This window comes from Hamadaea sp. NPDC050747, from assembly GCF_040654195.1.
In the GTDB taxonomy this organism is placed as follows: domain Bacteria; phylum Actinomycetota; class Actinomycetes; order Mycobacteriales; family Micromonosporaceae; genus Hamadaea.
Genome location: NZ_JBFAHM010000017.1, coordinates 170907 through 182039, shown reverse-complemented (window position 1 = coordinate 182039; position 11133 = coordinate 170907). Strand labels below are relative to the sequence as shown.

13 protein-coding genes are annotated in these 11133 nt (G+C 71.4%); 9 read left to right on the top strand and 4 right to left on the bottom strand.

All coding sequences use genetic code 11. From position 1 onward, the window contains the following. A partial coding sequence (locus AB0H43_RS34480) for an SGNH/GDSL hydrolase family protein (RefSeq protein ID WP_360006440.1) occupies positions 1 to 992 on the top strand: 992 nt, incomplete at its 5' end. On the opposite strand, the gene AB0H43_RS34475 is transcribed toward AB0H43_RS34480, so the two are convergent. After that, on the bottom strand, positions 952 to 2295 hold the full coding sequence (locus AB0H43_RS34475) for an MATE family efflux transporter (protein ID WP_360006438.1): 1344 nt from the start codon (positions 2293 to 2295) through the stop codon (positions 952 to 954). The genes AB0H43_RS34480 and AB0H43_RS34475 overlap by 41 nt on opposite strands. A gap of 64 nt (positions 2296 to 2359) precedes the next feature. Between AB0H43_RS34475 and AB0H43_RS34470 the strand changes: the two genes are divergently transcribed. From AB0H43_RS34470 to AB0H43_RS34455, 4 genes are all read left to right on the top strand, one after another. Further along, a complete protein-coding gene (locus AB0H43_RS34470; RefSeq protein ID WP_360006448.1) occupies positions 2360 to 2890 on the top strand; it encodes a PadR family transcriptional regulator in 531 nt (176 codons plus the stop codon). Positions 2891 to 2949: 59 nt separating this feature from the next. Continuing rightward, positions 2950 to 3240, top strand: coding sequence for a DUF2218 domain-containing protein (locus tag AB0H43_RS34465; RefSeq protein WP_360006436.1), 291 nt, complete (start codon positions 2950 to 2952; stop codon positions 3238 to 3240). A gap of 180 nt (positions 3241 to 3420) precedes the next feature. Beyond that, on the top strand, positions 3421 to 4023 hold the full coding sequence (locus AB0H43_RS34460; protein ID WP_360006435.1) for a class I SAM-dependent methyltransferase: 603 nt from the start codon (positions 3421 to 3423) through the stop codon (positions 4021 to 4023). Positions 4024 to 4135: 112 nt separating this feature from the next. Then, positions 4136 to 4417: a hypothetical protein gene (locus tag AB0H43_RS34455; RefSeq protein ID WP_360006433.1), complete on the top strand. Its 282-nt coding sequence runs from the start codon at positions 4136 to 4138 to the stop codon at positions 4415 to 4417. A 38-nt stretch (positions 4418 to 4455) separates the two neighbouring features. On the opposite strand, the gene AB0H43_RS34450 is transcribed toward AB0H43_RS34455, so the two are convergent. Then, positions 4456 to 5013: a CGNR zinc finger domain-containing protein gene (locus tag AB0H43_RS34450; RefSeq protein WP_360006430.1), complete on the bottom strand. Its 558-nt coding sequence runs from the start codon at positions 5011 to 5013 to the stop codon at positions 4456 to 4458. A 39-nt stretch (positions 5014 to 5052) separates the two neighbouring features. On the opposite strand from AB0H43_RS34450, the gene AB0H43_RS34445 reads away from it, so the two are divergent. Continuing rightward, entirely contained in the window at positions 5053 to 6195 is a 1143-nt protein-coding gene (locus tag AB0H43_RS34445; protein ID WP_360006429.1) for an epoxide hydrolase, read from the top strand. A 49-nt stretch (positions 6196 to 6244) separates the two neighbouring features. Beyond that, positions 6245 to 7930 carry a cellulase family glycosylhydrolase gene (locus AB0H43_RS34440; RefSeq protein ID WP_360006426.1) on the top strand — a complete coding sequence of 562 codons (1686 nt, stop codon included), beginning with the start codon at positions 6245 to 6247 and terminating at the stop codon, positions 7928 to 7930. A gap of 39 nt (positions 7931 to 7969) precedes the next feature. Here the strand turns inward: AB0H43_RS34440 and AB0H43_RS34435 are convergent, their stop codons facing one another. Then, a complete protein-coding gene (locus tag AB0H43_RS34435) occupies positions 7970 to 8734 on the bottom strand; it encodes a TetR/AcrR family transcriptional regulator (protein ID WP_360006423.1) in 765 nt (254 codons plus the stop codon). Between the two features lie 83 nt (positions 8735 to 8817). On the opposite strand from AB0H43_RS34435, the gene AB0H43_RS34430 reads away from it, so the two are divergent. Further along, on the top strand, positions 8818 to 9765 hold the full coding sequence (locus tag AB0H43_RS34430; protein ID WP_360006421.1) for an ATP-binding cassette domain-containing protein: 948 nt from the start codon (positions 8818 to 8820) through the stop codon (positions 9763 to 9765). Further along, positions 9762 to 10529 (top strand): ABC transporter permease, encoded by a 768-nt coding sequence (locus AB0H43_RS34425; protein ID WP_360006418.1) that lies wholly within the window; start codon positions 9762 to 9764, stop codon positions 10527 to 10529. Before AB0H43_RS34430 ends, AB0H43_RS34425 begins: the two co-directional genes overlap by 4 nt. Here the strand turns inward: AB0H43_RS34425 and AB0H43_RS34420 are convergent. Continuing rightward, positions 10501 to 11121, bottom strand: a complete 621-nt coding sequence (locus AB0H43_RS34420) for a TetR/AcrR family transcriptional regulator (protein ID WP_360006415.1) — start codon at positions 11119 to 11121, stop codon at positions 10501 to 10503. The two genes, AB0H43_RS34425 and AB0H43_RS34420, sit on opposite strands and share 29 nt — an antisense overlap. Positions 11122 to 11133: the final 12 nt, after the last annotated feature.

Genomic DNA, 11133 nt, shown 5'->3' with positions numbered 1-11133 from the left:
GCTCCCTCCGGCCCATCGGCGCCCTCCGCGCGTCCGGCCGCTTCGGCGCTGGATCAGGGATCCGGGTCGAATCTTGGCCCAAGATTCGACCCGGATCCCTGATCCAGCTTTCCGGCGGCCCGCCGCTCCAACGGGCGGGCCGGAGCGGGCGGGCCGGGCCGGGCGGGCCGGGCCGGGCGGGCCGGGCCGGGGCGGGCGGGCGGGGCGGTTACTGTTGCCGGGTGACGGCGTGGCGCAGATATGTGGCGATCGGTGACAGCACCAGTGAGGGGCTCGACGATCCGGACGGCCGGGGCGGCTACCGAGGCTGGGCCGACCGGTTCGCTCAGCACGTCGCGGCGGCCCGGCCCGGCCTGGAGTACGCCAATCTCGCCGTCCGCGGGAAGCTGACCGCCGAGATCCAGGCCGAGCAGCTGCCTGTCGCCCTCGGTCTGCGGCCTGATCTCGCGACCGTCGTCGCCGGGGTGAACGACATGCTGCGGCCGCGCTTCGACGCCGACGACGTCACCGGCCGGATCGGCGAGATGCAGGCCGCCCTGATCGCCACCGGCGCGACGGTGCTCACTTTCACCATGCCCGACCCTGTCCGGGTCATGCCGATGGCGCGCCCGTTGCGCGGCCGGTTCGCGGCGTACAACGAGAAGCTGCGGCAGGTCAGCGCGCAGACCGGGGCGATCCTGCTCGATCTCGGCGCGCACGAGGTCGCCGGGGATCCCCGGCTTTGGAGCCTTGACCGGCTGCACGCCAACAGCGCCGGTCATGAGCGGATCGGGTACGCCCTGGCGTGGGCGGCCGGGCTCGCCGGGTTCGACGACACCTGGTCGGCGTCGCTGCCGCCCGGGCCCGTGCGTACACGTCGTCAGCGGGCCGCCGCCGAAGTCGCCTGGATTCGCGGGCATCTGCTGCCCTGGGTCGTACGCCACGCGCGCGGCCAGTCCTCCGGCGACGGGATCACCGCCAAGCGTCCCCTGCCGTCGCCGGTCGAAGCCTGAGCCTCGGCTTCGGGCGTACGGCGTAGAGGAGGACGGTGAGCTGGCCGAGTGCCGCCACTCCCATCGCCACCCAGACGCCGGTGAGGCCGAACGCCGACGACAGCAGCCAGGCGAGGCCGAGCTGACCGGCCACGCCGCCGATGGTGACGCCGAACATCAGCGATCCCCGGCCCGCCCCCATGAGCAGCCCGCCGAGCGCCACCACGCCGGACAGCCCGACGAGGTACGGCCCGACGCAGCGCAGGAACGTGCTGCCGGCGGCGATGACCGCCGGATCGCCGGTGAACGCCCGCAGAATCCAGCCGGACCCGGCCGCGAAGACGACGGCCGCCACGACTCCGACGGACAACGCCACTCGTAGGGTGGCCCGCCGGATGTCGCCCTCGACCGCCTGCTTCTCTCCCGCGCCGCCGGAGCCGGCGGCCAGGCTCCGCGGCGTGTGAATCGTCGCGGCGTTGCGAATGGCGTAGAACGCCATCGTCGCCACATAGAGCGCCTTCATGCCGATGCCGTAGCCGGCGACCGCGACGACGCCGAACCGCCCGACCACGGCGACCAGCCCCAACGCGCCGGTCATGCGGACCAGGAAGTCACCGGAGATCGGCCCGCCCACCCGCAGGATCGCCCGCACGTCCGCGCGGACGGACTCCGTCACCGGTCCTCGGGTGAGCCGCCGTGCGAGGATCAGGCCCACGGCGAACGCGACGAGCCGCCCGCCCGCCGTCGCGAGGGCCGCACCGGCGACGCCGAGCTTCGGGAACCCGGCCAGACCGTAGATCAGCACCGGGTCCGCCACCAGCACCAGGCCGTTGGCCAGCAAAGCCAGGCGCATGGGCGTACGCGTGTCGCCGTGCCCGGCGAACAGCCCGTCGAGCATCCACTGGCCGTAGAAGACGATCACGGCGGGGAGCGAGATCGCCAGGTACGCCACGGCGAGCCGGATCGCGCCGGGGTCGTCCAGGAACAGCCGGGCGATCGGCGTACGCAGCAGGAATCCGGCGCCCGCCACGATCGGTGTGATGCCCGCGAACAGCAGCCAGCCCGCCCGGACGGCGCGGCGCGCACCGGCGGCGTCGCCGGAGCCGACCCGGCCGGACACCACGACGGTGAGCCCGCCGGAGACCGCGAGGATGACGCCGAGCAGCAGGTTTTCGATGTTGGTCGCGACGGCGACCGCGGCGGCCGCGCCCGCGCCGAGCCGCGCGACCCAGGCGACGTCGATGATGCCGGTCACCACCCCGGACATGAGGCCGGCGTAGTTCGGGCCGGCGAGGCGCAGCAGCGCCCGGCGATGGGTGGTCATGAGGGGTTCTCGCTCCTTCGGCTGAACATCAGATCAGTACCTCGATTCGAGGTACCTCGGAACGATATACGATCGGGGCGTGCTGACGCTAGCGATCTTGGGCTTCCTCTACGAGCAGCCCTTGCACGGCTACGAGCTGAAGGACCGGATCCAGAGCCTGACCGGGCACGTGAAGGCGGTCAGCGACGGCGCGCTCTATCCGGCCCTGACCCGGCTGGAGACGGCCGGCCTGCTCACCAAGCAGACCGGACCGGGCGCGGCCGGAGCGCCGCGGCAGACGCTCTCGCTGACCGAGGCCGGGCGGGCCGAACTGTTGCGGCGACTGCGCGAGCCCGCCCAGTCCGAGATCAGCGACCGGAACAAGTACTTCACGCTGCTGGCGTTCCTGCGGCACCTGCCGGACAAGGCCGAGCGCGACGCCGTTCTCCAACGGCGGCTCGATTTCCTCGACGCGCCCGCGCGCTTCTTCTCCGCCGACGGCAAGACGATGCGATCGAGCGATCTCGCCGACCCCTACCGGCGCGGGATGATCGAGGTCGCGAAGGCCACCCGCGACGCCGAACGGGCATGGCTGCGCGCCGAACTCGGATCTTGAGGCTTCTCCCAGCTCGCCCAGGTAAGGTGACCCTTACTCAGCACTCGGAGGTTTCCCTCATGCCCACTTCGATCGCCAACGTCGCGACCGACGCCGCTCCCCGGTACGCCAAGCAGCTCGCCGCCCACCTGGGCCGCCGATCGGCGGTGGAGGAGCTCGCCGACGGCGGCTACCGGCTGACCCTGACGGCCTGGGAAGGCGTACTCGAACCGCAGGCCGACAAGCTCGTCATGCGGGCGACCGCACCCGACGACGAGAGCCTGGCCGTGGTGCAGGACGTGCTCGGCCGCCACTTGGAGCGGTTCGGCCAGCGACGCGAACTGGTCGTCACCTGGGAGTCCGCCGGCTGATCGTCCGACGGCCGATCGTTTCGGCGACAGGCCCGACGGAAGCGGACGCCGGTGCGTGACGTCCGCCTCCCCTCCATCGTCCTCTCGCCCGCCGTGACTCGGGCTCGGATGATCGGCGGATGCCGGGTGTCCGATTCCCGCGACCCCCCGTGCCCGCCGTCGGCGCCTACGATGGGGCCTGTGTCGATCGGCGGAACCAGCGGCCACACCGGCCTGGACGAGCTGCCGCCGCTGGTCGCGCAAGCCGTGCGGCTCGGGACCGAACTCGGCTTCACCAAGTCGTGCCGGCCCGAGCAGGGTCGCCTGCTGCACGCGCTGGCGGCCGGGGCGGCCGACAGCATCGGCGAGACCGGCACCGGCTGCGGCGTCGGCCTCGCTTGGCTGGTGAGCAGCCGCCGGGACGGCGTACGCGTCGTCTCCGTCGAGCGCGAGCGTCACCTCGTCGAGCACGTGCGACGGCTGTTCGCGGAGGTGCCCGACGTCGAAATCGTCCACGGCGACTGGACCGCGGCGTACGCACACGGCCCGTTCGACCTGCTCGTCCTCGACGGCGGGGGCAATGCCAAAGGCGGCCCCGCGACGGCGGCCGATCCCACGCGACTGGTCCGGCCGGGCGGCGTACTCGTCGTCGACGACTTCACCCCGGCGACCGAGTGGCCGCCGACGCACGCCGGGCAGCCGGACGAGGCCCGCCTGCATTGGCTGCGGCACCCGGAGCTGGCCGCGATCGAGGTACGCCTCGCCCCCGACCTGGCGAGCGTCGTAGCGACCCGCCGCCGCTGACCTTGCGCCGATCTCCCCCGCTTCTCCGGTTCACCTCGGGAACGAGGATCGACGTCGATCCGTCTCACGAGGCATGAACGGGGATTCCGAAAGAGACGGCGCGATCACCATCATGGCCGCTTTCGCCACCGTGGTCGCCGCATTCTGCCTGCTCGGGCCACTTGTTGCGGGGACCTCGATCGCCGATGAGCACCAGCACCCCAGTCCCGAGGGGTACGCCCCGATGATGAACGGCCTGTTCCTCGGCGTATCCGTAGCGGTCGCGGCCGCGTTCGCTTCCCTCGCGGCCGCGCTCTGGTCGTGGCGGTACCGCAGCGTGTGGTGGGGAGTAGGCGCCGCGCTGCTCCTCATCGGCGGGTGTGCGGGCGGACTGACGCTCGCGGGAGTCCGCTAGCGTCTACGCGGGTGCTCGACTCGGCGACATCGGACGCCCTAGGAGGCGGCTTTGCGCGCCCGATAGCGGGCGGTCTTGACGCGGTTGCCGCACGACGACATCGAGCACCAGCGCCCGGCCCCGTTGCGGGAGTCGTCATAGAACACCCATCGGCATTCCGGGGCGGCACAGGCACGCAACCGTCGCCAGGAGCCGTCGGCGTCGGCGCGTACGGCGATCGCGACGAGCCGTGAGAGCGCGCCCGCCACACCGGAGGCCGCTGACTCCAGCCGCATCCGGCCGCCCGGGTCCACCGAGGCGTGCAGCGGGTACGCGGCGAGCACAGTGTTCGTCCACCGCAGAGCGTCGTCCGGCACGCCGTCGGGAGTGACCGCCGCACGCAGCGCCGACCGCAGGTCGGCTGCCCGGACGAGATCGGCCGATGACGGCCGCGCCGATGCCGGGAGCAGATCGTGCTCGGTGAGCCACCGGCCGAGGGCGGCCGCTGTCGGCAGGTCGTCGCCGCCGGTGAAGTCGACTCCCCGGCGGCGGAAAGCTCGCTGGTCCAGCGTGTTGAGGAAATCCATGAGCAGGACGAGGTCGGCGGGCGTCTCCACGACACCAACTATAGCCGACACCAGTGTTAGTCTTGGCTGGTGTTGACGATCGAACCCTTCGAGATCGCCGTCGACCGGCGGGTCCTGGACGACCTGCGCGACCGCATCGCGCGTACGCGATGGCCGGCCGAGCCACCCGAGCCGGGCTGGGACGCCGGCACGGAACCGGCGTACCTGCGCCGGTTGCTCGGCGCGTGGCACGACTTCGACTGGCCCGCCTTCGAGCGACGGCTCAACGACCTTCCCCACTATCGGGCCCGGCTCGACGACCGGTGGATCCACTTCGTCCACCTACGAAGTCCACATGCGACGGCGAATCCGCTGCCCATCGTGCTGACGCACGGCTGGCCCGGCAGCTTCCTCGAATACCTCGACCTCATCCCCATGCTCAGCGATCCGGAGAACCCGGCCGACGCGTTCGACGTCGTCGTGCCGTCGTTGCCCGGCTTCGGGTTCTCCGACCGCCCGGCCCGGCCCGGCGTGATCAACGCGGTGGTGGCCGATCAGTGGCAGCGGCTCATGACGGAAGGGCTCGGCTACGACCGGTTCGGGGCGCACGGCAGTGACATCGGGGCCGGGGTGACCGCCCAGCTGGGACTGCGCCATCCCGCCCACCTCGTCGGCATCCACCTCAGCGCGACCGCGATGCCCCGGCCGCCGGAGCCGTGGACCGACGCGGAACGGGCGTACTTCGCCGCCATGGATCAGTGGCAGGCCGCCGAGGGCGCGTACGCCCACCAGCATTCGACGAAGCCGCAGACGCTCAGCTACGGGCTCACCGACTCCCCCGCCGGGCTCGCGGGATGGATCGCCGAGAAGTACCGGGACTGGTCGGACAGCCACGGCGACGCCGACGGCCGCGTGGGGCTCGACCGGCTTCTCGCCACCCTGACCGTCTACTGGGCCACCGGCACCATCGGCTCCTCGACGCGCATGTACTACGAGCACCGGCGGCACGGCGTACCGCTCGACGCGAGCCGGCCCGTCCGGGTCCCGGCCGGATTCGCGTCGTTCCCCCACGAGTTCCAGCCGGTCCCCAATCCGCCCCGGGACCTGGCCGAGCGGTTCTATCAGGTCGAACGCTGGCACGAACTGCCTCAGGGCGGCCACTTCCCCGCCATCGAGGAACCCCGGCTGCTGGCCGGGGAGATCCGGGCGTTCTTCGCCCCACTGCGATCCTGAGGACCCGGCGGTCTTCCCTTTAGTTTAGTCGTCAGCCAAACTATGCCGCATGACCCTCACGAGAAGACACCTGTTGACGGCGGCCGGCGTCGCGGCGTCGGCCGCGTTGATCCCCGGCGTGGCGAACGCCGCCGGCACCCGGCCCGGCCGCCCGAGCCCGCAGTCCGTGGTGGACGCCATGCAACCGGGCTGGAACCTCGGCAACACCTTCGACTCGACCGGCGCCGACGAGACGTCGTGGGGCAATCCCCGCGTCACCCGCGAGCTGATCCGCGCGGTGAAGGGCAACGGGTTCAACAGCATCCGCATCCCGGTGACCTGGGCGCAGCACCTCGACGCGGCCAATGTGGTCGACCCGGCATACCTGGCACGGGTTCAGGAGGTCGTCGGCTGGGCGCTGGCCGAAGGGCTCTACGTCCTCATCAACGTGCACCACGACTCGTGGCAGTGGGTCATGACCATGCCCACCGATCACGACGCCGTGCTCGCCCGGTTCACCGCGATCTGGACCCAGGTCGCCCAGGCCTTCCGCGACGCGTCACCGCGGCTGCTCTTCGAGAGCGTCAACGAGCCGTTCTTCAACGGCAGCTCCGGCGACGCGCAGAACGCTCAGCTCATGGCCGAGCTCAACACCACGTTCCACCAGGTCGTACGCGCGTCGGGCGGGCCGAACGCGACCCGGCTGCTGGTGCTGCCCACGTTGCACACCTCGCCGGATCAGCCGCGGGTGGACGAGCTGACCGCGACGCTGGCCGCGCTGAACGACCCCAACCTGGTGGCGACCGTCCACTTCTACGGGTTCTGGCCGTTCAGCGTGAACATCGCCGGGTTCACCCGGTTCGACGCGACGGTCCAGAAGGATCTGACCGACATCTTCGACCGGGTGCACGACGCCTACGTGGCGAAGGGGATCCCGGTCATCATCGGCGAGTACGGCCTGCTCGGCTTCGACCGGAGCCTGAACGTCATCGAGCAGGGCGAGAAGCTGAAGTTCTTCGAGTTCCTCGGGTACTACGCCCGGCAGCAGCGGATCACCACGATGTGGTGGGACAACGGCCAGCATCTCAACCGGACGACGTTCCAGTGGAGCGACCCGGACCTGATCGCGCAGATCAAGTCGAGCTGGTGCGTACGCTCGGCGACGGCCGCGACCGATCTCGTCTTCGTCGGCAAGTCCGCCCCGGCGGCGGATCAGACGGTGACGCTGAGCCTCAACGGCGCCAAGCTCACCGGGATCTTCCACGGCGGCAAGCGGCTCGCACCCGGCCGGGATTACATCTTGTCCGGCGACCAGCTCACCTTCCCCGGCGCGACGCTGGCCCGGCTCACCGGCGACCGCGCGTACGGGGTGAACGCGGTGCTGTCGGCCCGCTTCGACCGGGGTGTGCCGTGGAAGTTCCGGGTGATCACGAACGACCTCCCGGTGCTGCAGGACGCCACCGGCACGACGAACGCGTTCAAGCTGCCCGCGGCGTTCAACGGCGATCTGCTGGCGACCATGGAGGCCAAGTACGCCGACGGCTCGTTCGCCGGCCCGCAGAACTGGACGTCCTACAAGGAGTTCGCGATCACCTTCTCGCCCGACTACGCGGCGGGCACGATCGCCTTGACGGATACGTTCTTCAATGAGGTGACCGACGGCTCCCCGGTGACGCTCACCTTCCACTTCTGGAGCGGCGCGACTGTGCAGTACACAGTGGTGCGTTCCGGCGGCGTGGTGACCGGCACCGCCTGATCGCGACAGGCGGGGCGGTCCTCGATCGCCCCGCCTGGCTCACCGTGCCGGGCGCTGGGCGGCGACCTGCGCGGCGACGCCGTCGAGCAACCGCCGCAGTCCACGCTCGAACCGCTCGTCCGGCGAGTACGCCCGGCCGAGTCCGGCCAGGGCCGCCCAGCGGTCACCCGTCCCGAGCAGCTCGGCGACGTGCGGATAGTCGCCCGAGGACACCAATGCGTCGAGGTATTCGGCGACCTGCGGCCCGGCCTCCTCGGGAACCGAGTCGAGGCCCGGCTCCAGATCGGTCTTGAGCACGAAACCCGCCACGTATTCGTCCAAGGCGGAGATGACGTCCATCCGGTCGCCCGGCGGCAGTCCGGTCGAGGCGACCGCGGCGAGCGACTGCTCGAAGTGCAGCAGCGCGTGCGGCCCACCCGCTGCCGCCCCGCCTCCGGCGGCGTCACCGGCCGCCTCGGCGAGCCCGGTGAGCGCCCACGGATGACGCCGGAACATCGCCCTCGTGCGGCTCGCCAAGGCGGTGAGCGCGGCCCGCCAGTCGCCCGTCGGCAGCTCGCCGGCCGGAACCAGCTGCTCGGCCATGATCGCGTCGAGCATGAGCGCCTTCAGCTCGGCCTTCGAGCGTACGTAGTGGTAGAGCGTCATCGTGCCGGCGCCAAGTTCGGCCGCGATCCGGCGCATCGTCGCGGCCTCGAAGCCCTCCGCGTCGGCGATGGCCAGCGCCGTGGCGGCGATCTGCTCACGTGTCACCTTCGGCCGCCGCGATCCGCGGGACCAGAGCAGCTGAGGCGTCTCCGGAGCCATTCGCACAGCGTACCGGCCGGGTCTTGCCCAGCCGTTTCGTACAGAGTACGGTCTAGCCGTACACAGTACGAAGGAGAGCGATCGTGATCGAAGTGTCCGGCCTCACCAAACGCTACGGCGACACCGTCGCGCTCGACGGATTCGACCTCGTCACACCGGCGGGATCGGTCTGCGGCCTGCTCGGGCCGAACGGCGCGGGGAAGACGACCGCCGTCCGGATCCTGGCCACCCTGCTGCGCCCCGACGCCGGATCCGCCCGGGTCGGCGGGTTCGACATCGTCAGGCAGCCGGACCGCGTACGGGAGCTGATCGGGCTGACCGGCCAGTTCGCCGCCGTGGACAACGCCCTCACCGGAGCCGAGAACCTCCGGCTGATCGCCCGGCTGCTGGAGCTGCCGCGACAGCGCGCCCGCGGACGGGTGGCCGAGGTGCTCGACCGGTTCGGGCTGACCGACGCGGCCGGGCGGCCCGTCCGGACCTACTCCGGCGGCATGCGCCGGCGGCTGGACGTGGCCGCGAGCCTGCTCGGCACGCCACGGGTGCTGTTCCTCGACGAGCCCACCACCGGCCTCGACCCCCGAGCCCGGGCCGACGTCTGGGATCTCGTCCGCGGCCTCGTCGCCGAAGGCACGACCGTGCTGCTGACGACGCAGTACCTGGAGGAGGCCGACCGGCTCGCCGACACGGTGTGCGTGGTGGATCACGGGCGCGTCGTGCGGACGGGCACTCCGGCGCAGCTCAAGACGCAGGTCGCCGGGCAGACGCTGACCGTTCGCCCGGCCGAAGCGGCGCGCGTACCAGATGTCGTCGCCCTTCTCGGCGACGCGACCGTGACCTCCGACGGGCTGGTGTCGGCTCCGGTGAGCGCGGGAGCGGACGCGACCGTGGTGCTCGCGGACGCCGCCGCCGGCCTCCACCGGGCCGGCATCGCCGTCGACGAGATCGGTGTGCGGCTGGCCGGCCTCGACGAGGTCTTCCTCGCCTTGACCGACAACGAGTCCGTCTTGACCGACAAGGAGTCCGTCGCATGACCCCCGCCCGCACGCTTCGCCACGGCGCGGCGCTGGCCTGGCGCAACCTGGTCAAGTTCCGCCACACGCCGGATCAGCTGCTCGACATCACCCTGATGCCGATCACGTTCGTGCTCATGTTCGTCTTCCTCTTCGGCAACGCCGTCTCCGGCGACTGGCACAGCTACCTGCAGTTCGTCCTCCCCGGCATCGCCGTGCAGGCGTTGATGTTCGCCACCCTGGGCAGCGCGATCTCGCTGAACACCGACCTTCGCACCGGCGTCTACGACCGGCTCCGCAGCCTGCCGATCGCCCGCTCGGCCCCGCTGATCGGGCACATCCTCGGCGACACCGTGAAGTACGCCCTAGCGGTGCTCCTCGTCTTCGGCGTCGGCGCGGCACTCGGCTTCCGCGTACACAATGGACTGCCGGCGGTCGGCGCGGCCGCCCTGCTCCTGCTGGTGTTCGCGCTCGCGGTCTGCTGGATCGCGACGGTGATCGGCGTGGTCGCGCGGGCGGCCGAGACGGTGCAGGCGCTCAGCCTGGTGCTGATCTTCCCGCTCACCTTCGGCAGCAACGTCTTCGTCCCCACCGGCAAGCTGCCCGGCTGGCTGCAGGCCTGGGTGAAGATCAACCCGGTGACGCAGGTGTCGGACGCCCTGCGGGCGTTGCTGCTCGGTACGCCGGCCGGCCCCGCCGTCACCCGGTCGCTGCTCTGGAGCGCGGTGATCATGGCCGTCTTCGCTCCGGCGGCGATCACGGCCTACCGGCGAGCGTCTCGCTGAGATAGCGATCCACCAACGCCAGCCCGTCCTCGTATGCGACCGCGCCCGCCAGCACGTGCAACCGCAACCCGTCGATCAGCGCGATGAAGCGGCGTACGGAGTCGGGGGCGGGCTTGCCGGTCGGCGGCTCCCCCACGCCCGGCGCCGCACCGGTCAGAATGCGGCCGACGACGTCCAGCAGACCTAGGTGGGCCGGACGCAGGGCTTCGGCGATCGCCGGTTCGTCGGCGGCCCGCCCGATGAAGGCCAATGCCACCTTGGCGTTCGCCCGGCTCTCCTCGTCGTGCGGCAGGTACGCCGCCGCCACCGCGTGCAGCACGACGGCCGGATCGGACACGTCGGCCCCGGCGAGCCGGGTCTGCACCGCCCGGGTGAAGCGCTGGTGCACGGTGAACGACAGCCAGTGGCGCATCGCGTACTGGAGCATCTCGTCCTTGGACGCGAAGTAGTGCTGCACGGCGCCCATCGAGACGCCGGCTTCGGCGGCCACCTCGCGCAGCGAGACCGCCTCCAGCCCACGCTGGCCCACTATCCGCAGCAGCGCCTCGACGATGTGTGACCTTCGTTGCTCGTGGTCGACCTTCTTCGGCATCGCGGCCCAGTA